The sequence below is a fragment of the Clostridioides sp. ES-S-0054-01 genome, from assembly GCA_021561035.1.
In the GTDB taxonomy this organism is placed as follows: Bacteria; Bacillota; Clostridia; order Peptostreptococcales; family Peptostreptococcaceae; genus Clostridioides.
Genome location: CP067346.1, coordinates 55,075 through 75,378 on the forward strand (window position 1 = coordinate 55,075; position 20,304 = coordinate 75,378).

At 29.4% G+C, this 20,304-nt stretch carries 14 protein-coding genes; 13 read left to right on the forward strand and 1 reads right to left on the reverse strand.

Features of this window, described 5'->3' with window-relative positions; all coding sequences use genetic code 11:
* Positions 1-2: 2 nt before the first annotated feature.
* The 3 genes from disA to JJC02_00460 all read left to right on the forward strand — a co-directional run bounded on the left by disA (position 3) and on the right by JJC02_00460 (position 4,556).
* Positions 3-1,073, forward strand: a complete 1,071-nt coding sequence (gene disA, locus JJC02_00450) for a DNA integrity scanning protein DisA (protein UDN54742.1) — start codon at positions 3-5, stop codon at positions 1,071-1,073.
* Between the two features lie 88 nt (positions 1,074-1,161).
* On the forward strand, positions 1,162-2,250 hold the full coding sequence (locus tag JJC02_00455) for a PIN/TRAM domain-containing protein (protein ID UDN54743.1): 1,089 nt from the start codon (positions 1,162-1,164) through the stop codon (positions 2,248-2,250).
* A gap of 128 nt (positions 2,251-2,378) precedes the next feature.
* Positions 2,379-4,556, forward strand: a complete 2,178-nt coding sequence (locus JJC02_00460) for a hypothetical protein (GenBank protein ID UDN54744.1) — start codon at positions 2,379-2,381, stop codon at positions 4,554-4,556.
* A gap of 191 nt (positions 4,557-4,747) precedes the next feature.
* Here JJC02_00460 and JJC02_00465 read toward each other — a convergent pair whose 3' ends face one another.
* Positions 4,748-5,593, reverse strand: a complete 846-nt coding sequence (locus tag JJC02_00465) for a helix-turn-helix domain-containing protein (GenBank protein UDN54745.1) — start codon at positions 5,591-5,593, stop codon at positions 4,748-4,750.
* Positions 5,594-5,808: 215 nt separating this feature from the next.
* On the opposite strand from JJC02_00465, the gene JJC02_00470 reads away from it, so the two are divergent.
* The 10 genes from JJC02_00470 (at position 5,809) to JJC02_00515 (ending at position 20,293) form a co-directional block, all read left to right on the forward strand.
* Complete coding sequence (locus JJC02_00470) at positions 5,809-6,975, forward strand: cellulase family glycosylhydrolase (GenBank protein UDN54746.1); 1,167 nt, start codon at positions 5,809-5,811, stop codon at positions 6,973-6,975.
* 21 nt (positions 6,976-6,996) lie between these two features.
* Positions 6,997-8,643 (forward strand): glycoside hydrolase family 43 protein, encoded by a 1,647-nt coding sequence (locus JJC02_00475; protein UDN54747.1) that lies wholly within the window; start codon positions 6,997-6,999, stop codon positions 8,641-8,643.
* Between the two features lie 96 nt (positions 8,644-8,739).
* Positions 8,740-10,113 (forward strand): MFS transporter, encoded by a 1,374-nt coding sequence (locus JJC02_00480; GenBank protein ID UDN54748.1) that lies wholly within the window; start codon positions 8,740-8,742, stop codon positions 10,111-10,113.
* A gap of 448 nt (positions 10,114-10,561) precedes the next feature.
* Complete coding sequence (locus tag JJC02_00485) at positions 10,562-11,515, forward strand: sugar-binding transcriptional regulator (GenBank protein ID UDN54749.1); 954 nt, start codon at positions 10,562-10,564, stop codon at positions 11,513-11,515.
* A 37-nt stretch (positions 11,516-11,552) separates the two neighbouring features.
* Positions 11,553-12,515, forward strand: coding sequence for a thiamine pyrophosphate-dependent dehydrogenase E1 component subunit alpha (locus tag JJC02_00490; protein ID UDN54750.1), 963 nt, complete (start codon positions 11,553-11,555; stop codon positions 12,513-12,515).
* A 24-nt stretch (positions 12,516-12,539) separates the two neighbouring features.
* On the forward strand, positions 12,540-13,526 hold the full coding sequence (locus JJC02_00495) for an alpha-ketoacid dehydrogenase subunit beta (GenBank protein UDN54751.1): 987 nt from the start codon (positions 12,540-12,542) through the stop codon (positions 13,524-13,526).
* Between the two features lie 12 nt (positions 13,527-13,538).
* Positions 13,539-14,585, forward strand: coding sequence for a 2-oxo acid dehydrogenase subunit E2 (locus tag JJC02_00500; GenBank protein UDN54752.1), 1,047 nt, complete (start codon positions 13,539-13,541; stop codon positions 14,583-14,585).
* A gap of 166 nt (positions 14,586-14,751) precedes the next feature.
* Positions 14,752-16,482: a dihydrolipoyl dehydrogenase gene (gene lpdA, locus JJC02_00505; GenBank protein UDN54753.1), complete on the forward strand. Its 1,731-nt coding sequence runs from the start codon at positions 14,752-14,754 to the stop codon at positions 16,480-16,482.
* Positions 16,483-16,902: 420 nt separating this feature from the next.
* Positions 16,903-19,851 carry a sigma 54-interacting transcriptional regulator gene (locus tag JJC02_00510; GenBank protein ID UDN54754.1) on the forward strand — a complete coding sequence of 983 codons (2,949 nt, stop codon included), beginning with the start codon at positions 16,903-16,905 and terminating at the stop codon, positions 19,849-19,851.
* Complete coding sequence (locus JJC02_00515; protein UDN54755.1) at positions 19,829-20,293, forward strand: PTS sugar transporter subunit IIA; 465 nt, start codon at positions 19,829-19,831, stop codon at positions 20,291-20,293. Before JJC02_00510 ends, JJC02_00515 begins: the two co-directional genes overlap by 23 nt.
* Positions 20,294-20,304: the final 11 nt, after the last annotated feature.

The window sequence follows — 20,304 nt, forward strand, 5'->3', positions numbered from 1 at the left end:
ATATGGAGAATTTTTTAGATAATAAAAATATGTTATATGCATTAAAAATGATATCTCCTGGAACTCCACTTAGATTAGGTCTAAACAACGTACTAAGAGCTAAAACAGGTGGATTGATTGTAATTGCAACCAATGAAGATGTAATGAAAATAGTAGATGGTGGATTTGCTATAAATGCAGAGTATTCACCTGCATATCTATATGAGTTAGCTAAAATGGATGGAGCTATAGTTTTAAGTGGTGATGTAAAGAAAATACTATTTGCTAATGCACAACTTATACCGGATTATTTTATAGAAACATCAGAAACAGGAACAAGACATAGAACAGCGGAAAGAGTAGCAAAGCAAACTGGTGCTATAGTCATAGGAATTTCACAAAGAAGAAATGTTATAACAGTTTATAGAGGAAATGAGAAGTATGTAGTCGAAGATATATCTAAGATATTTACTAAGGCAAATCAGGCTATACAAACTTTAGAAAAATATAAGACAGTATTAGACCAAGCTATAACAAATTTAAATGCTTTAGAATTTAATGATTTGGTAACTATTTATGATGTTGCCCTAGTTATGCAAAAAATGGAAATGGTAATGAGGGTTACAAGTATAATTGAAAAATATATGATAGAATTGGGTGATGAAGGAACTTTAGTAAGCATGCAGTTAGAAGAATTAATGGGTACAACTAGAATAGACCAGAAATTAATATTCAAAGATTATAATAAAGAAAATACAGAGATAAAAGAACTTATGAAAAAGGTCAAAAACTTAAACTCAGAAGAATTAATAGAATTAGTTAATATGGCAAAACTATTAGGGTATAGTGGTTTTTCAGAAAGCATGGATATGCCTATAAAAACAAGAGGGTATAGAATTCTTAGTAAAATACATAGACTACCAACAGCAATAATAGAAAACTTAGTAAATTATTTTGAAAACTTTCAACAAATTCTAGATGCATCTATTGAAGAACTAGATGAAGTTGAAGGAATAGGTGAAATAAGAGCAACATATATAAAAAATGGACTCATAAAAATGAAACAATTAGTATTATTAGATAGACATATATGATGAATTTTAAATGAATTTTACTACTTTTTTCTTGAATATAATATACACTTTGGTCTATAATAGATAAGTATAACTAGGGGGTGAAGCATTGATAAGGAAAGTAACAAGAATATTGTTTATTTTACTTGGATTTACAATAGGTATAACGACCTATTTAACATTAATGAAAGATTTTGAAATATTAACATTTGGAAAAGAAACATATGGTTATATCGCAGCTGTAGTAGCAGGTATAATAATAGCCATTTTAGGATATCTTATAGAACCATGGGTTGTAAATAAAGTAAAAGAAATTGCTAAAATAGTGGATAAAGAATTGTCAAAATATCCTCAGACTGATATATTGTTAGGGTCTATGGGTCTTATAGTAGGATTTGTTATTGCATATTTATTAAGTGGATTAGTAAATAGAATACCAATAGTAGGTGGAATATTATCCTTACTATTATATTTATTCCTAGGATATCTTGGAATGAAAGTTGCGCTTAAAAGTAAAAATGATTTATTTAATATTGGAAAATTAGGAAGATTAGCAAATCCTATTAAAGATAAAGATAAAGAGAATAAAAAAGACATAAAAGCCATTCCTCCAAAAGTATTAGATACAAGTGTAATAATTGATGGAAGGATAGCTGATATTTGTAAGACCGGATTTATAGAAGGAAAACTTATTATTCCTGCTTTTGTTTTGGAGGAACTAAGACATATTGCAGATTCTTCAGATGATTTAAAAAGAGTAAGAGGTAGAAGAGGTCTGGATATATTAAATATAATTCAGAAAGAATTAAATATAGAAGTTGAAATAAGTGAGAGAGACTTTGATGATATAGCAGAAGTTGATAGTAAATTGTTAAAGCTTGCTCAGGTTTTAAATGGAAAAGTTGTTACAAATGATTATAACTTAAATAAAGTTGCTCAATTCCAAGGTGTTGAAGTATTAAATATAAATGAGTTAGCTAATGCTATAAAACCAGTTGCTATACCAGGTGAAGATATGGTTGTTCAAGTGGTTAAAGAAGGAAAAGAGGCTCAACAGGGTGTTGCATATCTAGATGATGGAACTATGATAGTTGTTGATGGAGGAAGAAAACATATGAATGAGACTATAAAAGTACTCGTTACTTCTGTTCTTCAAACTCCTGCAGGTAGAATGATATTTGCAAAACCTAAAAATTAATATATTCAAATAAACCAATAGTTTGGGCTGTTTATTTTAAATAGATGGTCCAAATTTATTTATTTATAACGACAATGTTTAATGTATTCTTAAAGGTGAGGATTTAAATCAGAAAGCAGGGAGAATTTATGAGAAAAAAGATTATATCTTTCTTAGCAACATTTATCATAATATTAATATCGATGAGTCAATATAATTTTGCGGATGATATACCGACATATGGAAAAGTGATATTTATAGATATGAATAGAACTAGTATGAGCAATATGTTAAAAATAAAATCATTGAGAGAAGAACTAGATGGTAGGGGATATATAGGTCTAATGAACATAAGAGGTGATAAAGGTAATGATGACAGACGATCATATGCTAGTATGGGTGCTGGTGGAAGAGCTAATGTAGCTAATGAAGAAGATATTAATTTTGAGAGTTCAAGTAAAGATAGAGACATAGCTTTTAAATCGGCTACAGGAAAAAGCGCAAAAGGTATAAATAATTTAACTATAAATAAGTCTATAAATGAAAATTTAAACTTTGGGGAGTACGGTTCTGTATTAGGGTCATTAGGTCAAAGTTTATCTGACAATGGGTTAAAAGTATCTGTGTTGGGAAATGCAGATATAATTGAAAATGGTCAGCTTATAAAAAATAGAAACTTATGCCTAGTTGCAATGGATGAGTATGGGAGAATTCCTAATGGAAACGTAGATAATATAAATAAGAAAGATTTATCTATGCCTTATGGAATATCAACTGATTATAATAAATTGATTACAGAGACTAAAGAAGCTTACAAAAATAATGATGTAGTTTTTGTGGAGCTTGGAGATACATATAGATTAGATTTATATAAACCAAATTTAACCGAAAAAACATATGTTAACATGAAAAATAGCATAGAAAAAAATATAGATGTATACTTAAAAAATGTATTTTCTATGGTTGAAGAAAATGACACTGTTTATATATCAAGTGCATTTCCAAGTGACTTAGATTATAAAAACAAAAGAAGACTTTCTCCAATAATAAAATTAAATGGTGATGGAAAAGGTCTATTATCATCTTCAACTACCAGAAGAGAGGGTATTGTAACAAATCTAGATGTGGGAGTTGAAATATTAGATAATTTTAATATAAAAAATCAAAATATGGTTGGAAGAAAATATGAACTTATTAGCAGAGATGATAATAAAGAATATTTGATGGATGAATATCAAAAGATAGTATCTATTTCAAGCATAAGGTCTACAATACTTAATGGTTTTGTAAGTATAGTTTTTTTGTCATGGATAGTTGCTATGATTGCAATTTTATTTAGAAAGCATATATCAAAAAATTATAAAGAAACAACATTTTTTATATTAAAGGAACTTTTAAAAATAGGAATAGTAATGCCACTATCATTTATGATAACCCCAATAATGAATTTCAAAACACCATTAGCAATATCTTTAGGAATAATTATAATAACACTTACGATATATCTTATAAGTAAAGTTTTAATAAAGAATGATTTAAAAAATATGCTGTTCTTTACTGGATTAACTATATTGATTGTGGTTATTGATTCTGCACTTGGTTCGTATTTAATGAAAAGTAATGTCATGAGTTATGACTGCATAATTGGAGCTAGATATTATGGAGTAGGAAATGAATATCAGGGTGTGGCAATAGGTAGTTCAATATTTACATTTGTAATTTTACTTACATATAAAAATATACCAAAATGGTCTGTAATAGTTTTTTCTTTGGCTATCTTAATTACAAGTGCATCTCCAATTATGGGGGCAAATGTTGGAAGCGCTATTTCTGAATGTGTTGCATTTTTACTATTTATATTATTGATATATAATGTAAAGATAGATTTCAAAAAAATTGTATTATTAGGTATAGCAGTATTATTTGTATTAGGGGTCTTTGTAGCAATAGATATGATTTCAGGAAGTAATTCACATTTAGGTATGTTTGTAAAAGAAATTTACTTTAATGGACCAGGAGAAATAATACAAACATTTAGTAGAAAGATAGAAATGAATTTAAAACTAGCTCAAACCAGTACATGGGTTAATATACTACTAACTGGAATAGGGGTAATCTTAGTTCTTATGATTAATCAGATTAGATACTTTAAGCAATTGCTTGATGAATATCCAATTGTATTTAAAGGATTTATAGCATCAATAGCAGGATGTTTAGTAACTCTTTTAGTGAACGATTCTGGGATTGTGTCATCAGCTACAGCCTTTATTTATGTAATTGTACCTATGATAATATTAAGTATAAATCTGATAGCATTAAAAGAATAAGCCATGTATGGATACTATGTAAAGAACACATTAATTTAACTTCATTTTTATAAAATAAAGTTAAGAAGAAAGTTTATAAAAATAAATTATTATACAAAAAGGGGTTGTCTTAAAATTGATTTTTTCTAATCAAATTTTAAGAACAACTCCTTTTTTTAATTACAAAGATAGGTAATATAGAATATTATATTTTAGATAGATTTTTTTCTTATATGTTTAGGGGTACACTTAAATTTTTCCTTAAAAATTCTGTAAAATAATTTTGTATTAGTAAATCCATGAGCTTCTAATATACTACACAAGGTATCATTTGTGTTAATTAAGTCTTTATAGATATGAGAAATACGTACATCATTTAAATATTCTAAGTAAGTCTGTCCCATATACTGTTTAAATTTTCTACAAAAATATTCTGGTTGTAAGTGTGCTACCTTAGCGATTTTGTTAATAGAAATAGGAGTCTTGTAATTAATCTTTGTGTATTCCAAAACTGGCTCAAATTTTGATAAGTCAAGTGCTGTATTTCTCATATTTTTATTTCCTATATCTATTTTGAAGTTTGTATATAATTCAAATAAAAGTTCAAATAATAAGCTCGTAAAGCGTAGATTAGCTGCTGGAGGAGAACTAAGTTTGATTTCTCTCATGTTTTCTAATATATGTTTAACTTTATTTGAATTTTTTTTATAGTTATTGTCATTAACATTGACCTTAAAGTCAAAATAGCAATTTTTAAAATCAGGAATGTATTTACTTAGAAAAGATAATGGTACTTGCAATAATATAGAGGTATTTTCATAAATACATCTAGTTGAATGAATAACTCCAGAATTAATGAACATACACTCATTAGCTTTTAAATTATAAGTGTAGCCTTCCATGTTAATTTGTAAATCACCAGAAGTTATATAAATTATTTCTAATGAATTATGCCAATGATTTGCTACATAACTACCACTATCATCAAATAGTTTAAAATTAACATCTAAATTATCAATAGGTTCAACTATTTCATGTGAAAAATTATTTCTGTTCATAATAATCTCCTCCCTATAATTTTATATTATAATTAGTAAATTTATAATATTCAATAATAAAAAGATAATATCAACTAATAAATTAGACAATAAACATACTTAAGAAAACAAATAAAATCAAATATAATAACTGTATATTAAAATAATCTAAAAAAATATTTTAATATAAGTGCAAAATATACCTATTTAAATAAGATACGATTGGAGGATTTTATGTGTATATAAAAGGTGTAAACTTAGGAGGTTGGTTAGTTCTAGAAAAATGGATGACCCCAAGGTTATTTGAAGGTACAGAAGCAGAAGATGAATACTATTTACCAAGACAACTTTCAAGGGAGGTATATGAATCTAGAATTAAGCTTCATCGTAGTGAATATATAACAGAGAGAGATTTTGCAACGATTAAATCTATGGGATTTAATTCAGTTCGTATACCAGTACCATATTTTATTTTTGGAGATTGCGAACCATTTATAGGATGTGTTAAAGAACTTGATAAAGCATTTGTTTGGGCAGATAAGTATGGACTTAGTATATTGATAGATTTACATACGGTTCCAGGAAGTCAAAATGGATTTGATAATGGAGGAATATCAGGGGTATGTAACTGGTCACAAAATCCAGAATATGTAGAATTTACGTTAAATGTATTAGAAAGGCTTGCAAAACGTTATGGGATGAGAAGTGAATTGTATGGAATTCAAATTTTAAATGAACCCATAACAGAAAGAATGTGGAACCTAATGAATGTTCCGAAACGATTTAAGGCTGTAGATAAAGAGATGGCAAGAAGAAGTAAACCTAATTCATTAGAATTTTTACGTGATTTTTATATAAAAGCATATAAAGTAATGCGTCCTTATATGAGCGAGGAAAACGTTATAGTATTCCATGATGCATTTGAATTAAAAGCATGGGCAGACTTTATGAGAGAGGAAGAGTTTAAAAATGTTGTTCTAGATACACACCAGTATTTGATGTTAGCTGAAGCAGATGGATGTGAGCAAAATATTGATAGTTATGTCAAATATATTAAAGAAAATTATGCTAAGGATATTTTACAAATGCAAAAATATTTTCCTATTATATGTGGAGAGTGGAGCTTATTTAATTCATATGGTTGTGGTACAGATACAGCTGGAGGTCAATCGCCTTTAAATGGGATTAAATCAAACATAGATAAGTTATCAAAAGATGAAAAAAGAGAATTATATAGGAAAATAGCAAAAGCACAGCTTGATGCATGGAGAAATGGAAGTGGTCACTACTATTGGAATTACAAGTTATTACTAGATACAGTTAATGAAGAAGGCTGGATAGGTTGGGATAGTTGGGACCTAGGCAAATGTGTAGCTCAAGAATGGTATCCTATAGAATATTAAACTAAAATTGGAGGAAAAAATATGATTAAAAACCCTATACTTCCAGGCTTTAATCCAGACCCTTGTATTTGTAGGAAGGGAGACGACTATTATCTTGTAGTTTCATCTTTTGAATGGTTTCCGGGGATACCTGTTTATCATTCTAAAGATTTGAAAAATTGGGAGCTATATACTCATATTTTAACAGATGAAACAAAAATAGATTTAAGGAAGCTTCCCTCGTCTAAAGGAATTTGGGCACCTTGTTTGACTTATTGTGAAGAAGAAGATTTATTTTACATAGTTTATGGAATTATGAACTCTATGAACGCAAGATATTTTGATGTTGATAACTATTTAATTACATCAAAAGATATAAAGGGAGAGTGGAGTGAACCAGTGTATTTACACTCATCAGGATTTGATGCATCTATTTTTCATGATGATAATGGTAAAAAATGGATTTCATCATTAGACTGGGAGACTAGAGAAGGATATGAAAAACCTGGTGTTATATGTTTAGTGGAATACTGTACAGAAAAAAAAGAAATAGTAGGATATCCAAAGAGAATATGGTCAGGAGGAACTGATAGAGGCTGTATTGAGGCACCACATATAACTAAGCGTGGAGATTATTATTATATAATGTGTGCAGAAGGTGGAACTGGATATGGTCATGGGGTAACTATGGGAAGAGCTAAAAATATATGGGGGCCTTATGAAAAAGATTCAATGAATCCAATTGTAACCTCAATTCCAGGCGATTTTTATGAAAGACATGACCCTGATCATCTAAAGCCTAAATACTATAATCCAGAATCAAAACTTCAAAAATCTGGTCATGGAAGCTATATAGAAACACAATCAGGTGAAGTATATTTAGTTCATCTAACATCTAGACCATTTGTACCAGAGTTAAGGTGTACTTTAGGTAGAGAAACAGCTATTCAAAAAATGAAATGGACAGAGGATAACTGGCTTCGAATGGAAGATGAAAGTAATTTGGCAAAAGAATATGTATCCGAAAGTAAACTAGAAGAACATTTAGTTTCATCTATACCAAGTTTTGATGACTTTGATTCAGATGAATTAGGTTTACAATACTATGCCCCTAGGATTTCACCATTATCATTTGCAGATGTTAAGTCTAGACCAGGATATGTAAGGATTAGAGGACAAGAATCAAGAACATCATTAAATAGAGTGAGCATATTGGCAAGAAAGTTAACTTCAGTATATGCAAGAATAACTACTAAAATGGAGTTTTATCCAGAGGTACATCAGCATAGTGCAGGTTTGATAATGTATTACGATAATATGAATTATATCAATCTAAGAAAGTACTATAGTGAAACATTGGGTCAAAGCGCACTATCAATAATACATCTTGAAAATGGGGAGAAAACGGAGTTTTTAAATACTAGGACACCAATAGAAGATATACCAATATATCTTCGTTTGCATATACAAGGTCGTAAGTTATATTTCGAATGGAGTTATGATGAAAAAAACTATCAAAGAATAGGAAAGATATTTGACACAACTAAGTTTTCAGATGAGTACTGTAAATATGGAGAATTTACAGGCACATTTGTAGGATTAACTTGTGCAGACCGTGTAAAGCATAAACACTATGCTGATTTTGACTTCTTTGAATATATAGCAGATGAATCAAAGGATGTAGATTAATAAAAAATAACCCTAAACGTTTCAGAGCAAAGGTAAAACTTATGCTCTGAAATATAAGCATTGATAGAAATACTTTGCGATAAGGAGGATAATATTATGAATACAGAAATCAATATTAAAACAACCACAGTTAAATATGGAAAAACTTCATTTTTTGAAAGATTTTCTTATGGATGTGGAGATTTAGGGTGTAACATCATATACTCAGCAATGTCAGCATTTTTATTATTTTATTATACTAATTACGCAGATGTTAGTGCAGCTGCTGTAGGTAGTATTATGCTTGTGTCTAGAATATTGGATGGATTTAGTGACTTAACGATGGGAGTTATAGTAGATAGGACTAAATCTAAACACGGTAAGGCTAGACCATGGATTTTACGAATGTCGATTCCTTTTGCTTTAGCAGCAGTCTTATTATTTTCTGTTCCATCAAGTCTTGGTGTCACTTCTAAATTGATTTATATTTTTATTACATATAACTTAGTTTCTACTGTTATTTATACAGCAATCAATGTACCTTATGCAACACTAAATTCACTTATAACTCAAGACCAGTATGAAAGAGGAGTATTAAGTATATTTAGAATGATATTAGCCACTTGTGGTACTTTAATAATAAATGGGCTTACATTACCTTTAGTTGAATACTTTGGAAATAATTTATCAGCATGGACTAAAACCTTTTTTGTATTTGGAGTAGCATCTATAATGGTATTTTTTATAACATTTGCTGGAACCAAGGAAAGAGTAAAAGCAGTTAAGCAAGATAAGAATGAAGTAATACCATTTAAAATAGGCATTAAATCTTTATTTAGAAATAAGTACTGGATACAAATAACATTATGCTTAGTTTGCATATTTATTGTATTTGCACTAAATGGTGGTTCATCTGTATATTATGCAAAGTTTATTTTAGGAGATGAAAAATTATTTGGTCCTATAAACATGGTCTCAAATATATCTCAAATTATAGCTATGTTTATGGTTGCTCCTTTTATAAAAAAATTTGGAAAAAGAAATGTATTAATAGTAGGTTCAATAATATTAATATCGTCAAATATTATGTTTATAATAGCTGGACAAAACTATATTGGAATAATATCTGCAAGTGTTATAAAGGGAATAGGGAGTGCTGGAATAGCAGCGACGATGTTTGCTATTGTTTCAGATACTATTGAATATGGAGAATGGAAGACTGGATATAGAACAGAGGGACTTATAAATAGTGCATCTAGTTTTGGGTTTAAAGTAGGAAATGGGTTAGGTTCAGCAATATTAGGTGCAGTACTATCAATTGGTGGTTATGTAGGTACATCAGCTACTCAAAGTGATTTAGCTATATTATCAATAAAAGTATGTTTTATATACCTACCTATATTTATAACAATATTACAAACTATAATAATGTCTTTTTATAAGCTTGACAAAGAGTATAATACCATACTTAATGAATTAAATACTAAATAGTAAAGATATTTTTCATTAAGTCTTAAGTTTAATCAAGAATTGTTGTAAATTATTATTTATAAAAAACTATTATATATTCATTATATATTGAAGAGTTTTTAGAAAAACGAATAATAAAAATATAAGAAAACTCTAAATGATTAAGTTGTTGTTTTTTTAGAGATGGTTTAATAAGTTATTATTATTTGAAGAACTATAAGTAGACCACTGATTTCGATTTTATGAAGATGACATTTAGCAATTAGAAATAATATATAATACGAATTAAGTGGTAATGTTTCAACTGTTTAAGGACACGGTGGTACAAGAAAAGTATCACCGTTTTTTTATTATACAAAAAAACAGTTGACTTTTTATATTAACCCCTTCTATAATGTTACTGAAATTAAGTAAAATGATTGAACAAATGTAAAGATAATTAAAAAAGCTTGATTTTGGAGGAAAGAAAATGAAAAAAATTGGAGACTTAAGATTAATGATGAAGTGTTGTTCACTTTATTATGAAGATAATTTGAATCAACAGGAAATAGCAAATCAATTGGGAATATCAAGACCAACAATATCAAGAATATTAAAAGAAGCTTTTGAGCAAGGAATAGTAAAAATACAGATAGTTGATGTTTTGAAAAATGACTATCAAAAAATAGAGAGAAGTCTAGAAAGAAAATATAAATTAAAAGAAGTAATAGTAGTAGATGATAAACAGGATTCACTAACACAAAAACAAGAACTAGCAAGAGCTGTATCTGAATATTTAACTAGAGTAGTAAAGGAAAATGATATAATAGGTGTTTCAATAGGAACGACACTAAAAGAAATACCTAGATATGTAGAAAAAAATAACTGTAAAAATGTTACATTCATACCCCTATTAGGTGGGATTGGAGATAATGAAATAGATATTCATGCAAATCAAATAGCAGTGAGTTTAGCAAGGGCTTTTGGAGGTGATTTTAAACTATTACATGCTCCAGCTGTTATGTCTGACTTGTCTACAAAAGAGAAGCTTTGTAAAGATGAAAAAATTAAAGAAGTACTAGACTTAATAGATAAAACAACTATAGCAATCGTAGGGATAGGAAATCCTATGAGTTTAAACTCAACCATAATGGCTTCTGGATATATGAATGAAGAAGATATAGAAGACTTAAAAAAATACAACTCAATAGGTGCAATTTGTTTGCATGCTTTTGATAAAGAGGGGAAAACTTCAATACTTGAATTTAATCAAAGAGTATTAGGAGTAAAGCTAGAAAATTTAAAAAAGATAAAAAGAACTATAGGTGTAGCTTCAGGGGATGAAAAAATAGAAGCAATAAAGGCATCATTAAAAGCAAAGTTTATAAATAGTTTGGCAATTAATCACAGTTTAGCACTTAAATTATTAGAAGATTGTGACTAATAGAAAGATAGATAAAAGTTAACAGGAGGGAATGTATATGTCAATATCAAAAGAAACATTGCTTGAAATGTATAAGAGAATGAATCAGGCTAGAAAATTTGAAGAGAAGGTTAGTTGGTTTTTTGCAAGAGGTATGGTACATGGAACAACTCACTTATCTGTAGGTCAAGAAGCATCAAGTGTGGCAGCTGTAATGGCTTTAGAAAAAGGAGATTTAGTATCATTAACTCATAGAGGACATAGTCAATTTATAGGAATGGGAATAGACCTAAATAAAATGATGGCTGAACTTATGGGTAAAGAAACTGGATTTTGCAAGGGAAAAGGAGGCTCAATGCATATAGCAGATATTGAGTCAGGTAACTTAGGGGCAAATGGAGTTGTAGGTGGAGGTCTTACAATAGCTCCAGGAGCTGCACTTACACAGCAATATAAAAAAACAGGTAAAATAGTTTTATGTAGTTTTGGTGATGGAGCATCAAATGAAGGTACTTTTCATGAAGGAATAAACTTATCCTCAATATGGAGGTTACCAATAATATTTTACTGTGAGAATAATTTATATGGTATGTCAACAAGTATAAAACGTCATATGAATATAGAAAGTATTGCCACTAGAGCAGTTTCTTATGGAATAGAGGGAATATCAATAGATGGATACAATCCAATAGAAGTATACGAAACAGTACAAAAAGCTGCTGAGAAATGCAGAAGAGGAGAAGGACCTGTATTGATTGAGAGTAGAACTTATAGATGGTTAGGTCACTCAAAATCAGATGCAAATGTGTACAGAACAAAAGAAGAAATAGAATCATGGAAAGCAAAGGACCCTATTGAATTTTTAAGAAATTATCTTATTGAAAATAGTATCTCTAACGAAAATGAATTAGATAAAATTCAAGAATTTGCAAAACAATCAATAGAAGATGCAGTAGAGTTTGCTCAAAATAGTCCAAATCCCAAAATAGAGTCTTTATTAGAGGATGTATATGCAGACTAAGAATAGTAAAGGAGGAAAATAAAAATGAGTACAAGAGAATTAACATATGCACAAGCAATAAAAGAAGCAATGTCAGAAGAAATGAGAAGAGATGAAAATGTAATATTTATGGGAGAAGATATAGGAATATATGGAGGAGCATTTGGTGTATCAGTTGGTATGATAGATGAATTTGGACCAGAAAGAGTAAGGGATACTCCTATATCAGAAGCAGCTATAGCAGGAGCAGCAGCAGGAGCAGCAGCAACTGGTTTAAGACCTATTATGGAAGTCATGTTTATGGACTTTGTAACAATTTCTATGGACGCAATTGTAAATCAAGCAGCAAAAATGAGATATATGTTTGGTGGAAAAGCTCAAGTTCCAATGGTTGTTAGATGTCCAGGTGGTTCTGGAACTGGTTCAGCAGAACAACATTCACAAAGTTTAGAAGCTTGGTTCTGTCATGTTCCAGGAGTAAAAGTAGTTGCACCTTCTACGCCAGCAGATGCTAAAGGGTTATTAAAAGCAGCTATAAGAGACAATAATCCAGTCATATTTGTTGAGAATAAATTGTTATACAGAAAAAAAGGTATTGTGCCAGAAGATGATTATGTAATTGAAATTGGAAAGGCAGATATTAAAAGAGAGGGTACTGATGTTACAGTAATCACTTATGGAAGGATGTTACAAAGTGTTGAAGAAGCATCAGAGACTCTATCAAAAGAAAATATAAATGTTGAAATTATAGATTTAAGAACTTTATATCCATTGGATAAAGAGACTATAGTAAAAAGTGTATGCAAAACTGGAAGAGTTTTAATTTGCCATGAAGCAGCTAAGACTGGTGGGCTAGGTGGAGAAATATCAGCCCTAATAACAGAAAGTGAATCATTTGATTATTTAGATGCTCCAGTAAAGAGAATTTGTGGAAAAGATGTGCCAATACCATATAATCCAGAGTTAGAAAAAGCAGTTGTCCCAAGAGTTGATGAAATAGAAGAAGCAATAAAATCTTTAATTGTTAGATAAGGAGGGATAGATATGGTGGCAAATAAAGTAAAAGCCACACCAGCAGCTAGAAATCAAGCGAGAAAAGACAATATAAAATTAGATAAGCTGATTGGAAGTGGAGAAAATGGAAGAATTCATTTAGTTGATGTGTTAAATTATTTAAAAGACAACAAAACAAATACTACTCCTTTAGCTAGAAGAATAGCAGAAGATTTAAACATAGATTTAGAAACTATTGTAGGTACCGGATATAATGGAAAGATAAGAAAATGTGATTTAGAAAAAGTAAAGGCACCAGAAACTATTATATCAACTAATACATCTAAAGTGAGTGACATCAAAGAGACAAAGTCTAAAAATGAAAATTCAAGTGTATTTAATACAGTAGAAGGAGAGTTTGAAAAACCAAATCCAATGAGAGCTACTGTAGCAAAGCGAATGTCAGAAAGTTACTTCAGTGCTCCTGTATTTACATTCAATATAGAGGTAGATGCTACAGAATTGAAGTCACTTAGAGCAAAGTTAATAGATACAGTCAAAGAATCAGTTGGAGTGAAATTAACTATGACAGATTTAATAGTAATGGCAGTGTCTAGAATACTTCCAAATCATCAAGCCTTAAACTCAGCATGGACAGATGAGGGTATATTTAGGTATAAAGATATAAATATAGCTATTGCAGTTGGTTTAGATGAAGGTTTATATGTCCCAGTAGTAAAAAGTGTAAATAAAAAATCTTTAAAAGAAATCGCTAAAGAAAGCAAAGAACTTGCCGAAAAAGTAAAGACAGGAAAACTTATGCCAGCAGACCAAGAAGGTAATACATTTACGATAAGTAATGTCGGAATGTATGGTATAACTACATTTACACCTATAATAAATATGCCTTCAAGTGCAATCCTAGGGGTAGGTGCTACACAAGATAAGTTTGTTCCAGTAAATGGAGAGCCTAAAATAAAACCTATAATGAACTTATCATTGACATCAGACCACAGAGTAATAGATGGAACAGTAGCTGCAAAATTCTTAAAAGATTTAAAAGAATTGTTAGAAAATCCTTTATCAATGCTTGTATAGGTTTTGATATTTCGTTACTGATATAATAGTTTGAATAGATTACATAGTTATAATTATCTAAGTAAATTTAAAGCTTTTATATATTAAGAATTACTTTTAAAGGTAACTATATGTGAATATAATTTGATTAATTAAAATATATGAAAAATAAATAGGAGGAGAGCCTATGTCAGTAGAAGTCATAATGCCAAAAGCAGGAGTAGCCATGGAAGAAGGTACTATAGTATCTTGGCTAAAACAAGAAGGCGAAGAAGTAAAGGTTGGAGAACCTATATTAGAAATAACAACGGATAAAGTCAATATGGAGATAGAGTCAGAAGGAGAAGGTACACTTGCTGTAATCATACATAAAGAAGAAGGTGAAGTATTACCAGTATTTACAGTAATAGGTGTAATAGCAGAAAAAGGGGAAAATCAAGAGGAAGTAAAAGCTAAATATTTATCTGGAAATGTGTCAAAAGAAGATATAGTTGAAGAGAATCAAAACATAGAAGCTAAAGAAGAAAAAATAAACAAAAAAGAGTGTAATCATGATTATGATGTAGTTGTAATAGGCGGAGGACCTGGAGGCTATTTGTCAGCGTTAAAAGCAGCTCTTTTAGGTGGAAAAGTTGCATTAGTCGAAGAAAATATATTAGGAGGTACCTGCTTAAATAGAGGTTGTATTCCTACAAAGACTTATATAAAAACAGCAGAAATATTAGAAGAAATTGACCAGTTATCAAAGAGGGGCGTAAAAGTAACTGTAGATAAAGAACAGGACATCAAGAAGGCTATAAAATATAAAAATAGAGTAGTTAAAAAACTTACAGCTGGTGTTGGTGGACTATTAAAAAGTAGAGATGTAGAAGTATTTAATCTTAAAGCCAGTGTTAAAGAAGAGCATAAAGTAATCTTATCAGATGGAAAAGTTTTAGATACAGAAAATATAATAATTGCCACAGGCTCTAAGGTAAGGGTATTACCTATAAAAGGAATAGAATCAAATTTAATAATAACTAGTACAGAAGCTTTAGACTTAGAAACAGTACCAGAAGAATTAGTGATAATTGGTGGTGGAGTGATTGGTTGTGAATTTGCAGAGATATTCAATTCAAGAGGCTCTAAAGTAACTATAGTAGAAATGGAAGATAGAATAATCCCAAGAATGGATAAAGAATTAAGTGAATCTTTAAAATATTCTCTTAGCAAAAAAGGTATAAATGTACTAACTAAAAAGAAAGTTTCTGAATTTAAAGAAGAAGGAAATAAAATATTAGTGTGCATTGAAGATGAAGAGTCAATAAAAGCAGATTTATGTCTATATGCTATAGGAAGAGAAGCTAATCTTTCTGGTATAGAAGACTTAGATATTAAAATAGATAAAGGTTCAATAGTTGTAAACAGCAAAATGGAAACAAGTATACCAAGCATATATGCAGTAGGTGATGTTACTGGAGGTGTAATGTTAGCTCATGCAGCTTTTAAAATGGGAGAGATAGCAGCTTCAAATGCCTTAGGTATGAATGAAGAAGTTGATTTAAGTGCATTACCTAGTTGTATTTATACAATTCCAGAAGTAGCATCAGTTGGGCTTACAGAAGAGGATGCTAGAAAAAAATGTAATGTAAAAGTTGGTAAGTTTAACTTTGCTGGAAATGGAAGAGCTTTAGCTTCTGGTCAAGAGCAAGGATATGTAAAAGTAGTAGCAGATGCTAAATATGGAGAAATTTTAGGTGTACATATGTTTGGATGTGGTGTAGCAGAACTTGTAAATCATGCTGCGTCATTTAAAGCATTAGAAATACCTGCTGATGAAGCTAGTGAGTTGATATTTGGTCATCCATGCACTTCAGAAGCTTTGATGGAAGCTTTGGCAGATGTAAATGGAGAATGTTTGCATTTACCTAAAAAATAAATATAAAAATAGATTGTTAATGTAAGTTTATTATTAATAATATGAACTTATATCATAAAGTTTTAAAATACTTACTTAGCCATACCCCTTGTTGTACAAATAATTTATTTGCACAATAAGGGGTATTTTTTATGGAAAAATATAGAATATAGAATTTTTGTAGTTTTTGTTATACAAAAAAGATAGTAATATAAAATAACAGCCTAATTTTAGAATAATTTCAATTGTAATTAGAAAAAAAGATTTTTTTGTTTTTAAAAAAGTATTATTTGTAAAATATAAAAAAAATTTTCTTAATATTTCAATAAAAGAATAGCTTGATTTAAATGTTATTACTTTATGCAACAATAATAGGTACAAAAAAAACAATATATGGCATATAAGTTGCTATATAAATAATTAAGGAGGGAACAATTATAAATGAGGCAAAGAATAAAAAACTTAATTGAAAATGAAGATAAAAAAAATCCTTTAACAGATGAAGCTATTTCAAGTATGTTAAATATTCGAAGAGAAGATGTTACCTTTTTGAGAAATGAATTAAAAATAGAAGATTCAAGGCAAAGAAGAAAAGTTGTTTTAATTAAAGCCATAAAAGATATTTTAAAAGAAGAAAAAACTATAAATAAAAATGATATAACAAGAAGATTGAACAGCATTGGGTTTACAGTATCAAGATTTACAGTTATACAGTATTTAAAAGAGATTCAAGATTCTGATGACTTAAAGCTTGATAAAGAAAGTGGTGATAAAAAAGAAGAACTAAACAATAATAGAGAAAACACAGATATAGCATTTGATAAGCTGATAGGTAGTACTGGTAGCTTAAGTACAATTATAAAACTAGCTAAAGCAGCAATTCTCTATCCACCTCATGGTCTTCATACTATCATTATGGGACCAACTGGTGTTGGAAAGAGTGAGTTAGCAGAGTGTATGTATAAATTTGCAGTAGAATCATCTAGATTCCCTAAGAATGCACCATTTATAGTTTTTAATGCAGCAGACTATTCAGAAAATCCACAGCTTTTGTTATCACAATTATTTGGGCATGTTAAAGGTGCTTTTACAGGAGCTGATGAGACCAAAGAAGGACTAGTATCAAAAGCAGATGGAGGAATATTGTTTATAGATGAAATACATAGATTACCTCACGAAGGTCAAGAAATACTATTTCAATTGATTGATAAAGGGATGGTCAGAAAGTTAGGAGAAACAAAGCTAACAAATAAAATAGATGTAATGATTATTTCAGCAACTTCCGAGCCAATAGATTCTCATTTACTTAACACATTTAAAAGACGTATACCTGTGACAATTGAAATACCAGAATTAGTTGCAAGACCATTAAATGAAAGATTTGAGATTATAAATAACTTCTTCTTAATAGAAGCTCAAAGAATGGGAGCAAACATACATATAAAATCAGATGTATTAAAAGCTCTTATGCTTTACGATTGTATAGGTAATGTAGGTCAACTTAGAAGTGATATTCAAGTAGCTTGTGCCAGAGGACTATTAAACCAACTTACAAACAAACAGAAAGAAGTAAATATAAGCATATCAGATGTACCTGGATATGTTAAACAAGGTCTTATGAAAATTAGAAATTGTAGAGGTAAAATAGAAAATTATGTAGATGGAGACTTAATTATAGACTCAAATCTTCAAGGTGATATAGAAAAGAAAAATGAAGATATATATACTTTTCCAGATGAAATATACAAGCTTACTGAAAGAAGACATATTGATTTATTAGAACAAGGTTTAGATTTTGATGTTATAAATAGAATCGTTGGAGGAGAATTAGAAAGTTGTATTCAAAAATACATAAAGCAAGTTAAAAAAGTTTCTATTAGCAATAATCTTCCAGATATAAGTCCGATTGTTGGAAAATATATAGTAGAGCTAACTTATGAAGTAATCAAAATAGCATCACAATATCTTAGTTCATTAGAGCCAAACTTACATTTATGTTTAGCAGTTCACTTAAAAGCAACTTTTGAGAGATTAAAAGAGGGGAAAGTAATATCAAATGCTCATTTGAAAGAAATAATAGGAAATTACCCATTAGAATATTCTGTAGCAGAAAAGGTAGCTCAATATCTAAAGGAAAGGTATAATATAAATTTACCAAAAGAAGAAATAGGTATAATAGCAATATATTTTAAAATGAGTAGTAGAAGAGATATATCTGAACAAAAAAAGATAGGTGTACTTCTTATGGCTCATGGAAGAGTGGCATCCTCTGTATGTGAGGTTACAAATAAACTATTAGGAATTAACCACGCAAGGTATTTAGATATGCCATTTGAGAAGAAACCAGAAGAAATGATTGAAGAAGCTACTAAAGTAATAAAAGATATTGATGAAGGTAGAGGTGTAATTATATTAGTAGATATGGGCTCACTTTCATATTTCGGAGACATTATCTCTGGAAAGACTGGGATTAATATAAGGACAATATCTAGATTTGACACATTGCTCTCTATAGAAGTTATACGAAGAGCAGTTCTGCCAGATTTAACAATAGACGAAATAGTTGATGAAGTTAAAAGTATAGAGCCACAAGTAAAAGAAAAAGTTAGCAAATATAACAATACAAAAGTAGATTCTAGAAAACCTATAATTTTAACATTATGTATTACTGGGTTAGGAGGAGCTTGTAAGATAAAAAAAATCCTAGAGGAAAATATTAGAGGTATAACTGAAAAGGTTGATATAGAACCTATAGGTATGATTGAATATCCAAGTCTTGATTTAGAGATAAAACAAATAAGTAATGATAAAAATGTAATTGCTATAGTTGGAACAATTGACCCTCAGATAGCAAACATCCCTTTTTTTAGCCTAGTAGATATAAATGATAAAGTAAAATTAAATCAAATAAACAATCTAATTGATACAAAACAAATCTTTGAGATAAATAAAAAATATGAATTATCGGATTTAATACATAAAGAAGATATATTCGTAGATTTACAAGTTAAATCAAAAGAAGAAGTTCTAAAGTATATGAGTAAAAGACTTAGAGAGAAAGGTTATGTGACAAAAAATTTCTATAAAAAAGTAGTGGAAAGAGATAACCTATTTCCTACTGAATTATCAGGTGGAATAGCAATACCTCATACAGATGGAATCGATGTAATTAGACCAGCTATAAGTATAGCCATTTTGAAAAATTCTATTATATGGAGTAAAAATAAAGTAAAAATAATACTTTTATTAGCTGTAGACCAAAAATGTTTTAATCCATTAAACACTCTACTCTCATTTATAGAAACAGATGAATTTAAGCAGATAAAAAACATTAAAGATAGAGATTTTATTAGGGAGATGATATTAGATGGAGTCAATGCAAATAATTAGTAGTAATTTAATTTTTAAAGGTATAGAAGTATCTAACAATGAAGATGCATTAAAGTTTTTGGGACAACGTTTGTTTGATAAACAGTATGTAAAAGAAAGCTACATACAGGCTGTTGTATCAAGAGAGAAAAAGTATGCTACAGGGTTACCAACAGAAATATATGGAGTGGCAATACCACATACAGATATAGTACATGTAAATGAGCCAGGTATAGCAATTGGAATACTGGATAAACCTGTAAAATTTATAATGATGGGTACAGATGATACTGAAATTGATGTAAAGGTTATATTTATGTTAGCAGTGAAAGAGCCACAAGAACAATTGCAATTATTAGAAAAACTCATGACTATATTTCAAGATGAGAGTATGTTAAATAATATTGTTGACTTAAATGAAGAAAGTGTGAGTAATTTATTAAACTCTAAACTGAAAAATTAAAAATGTAAAGT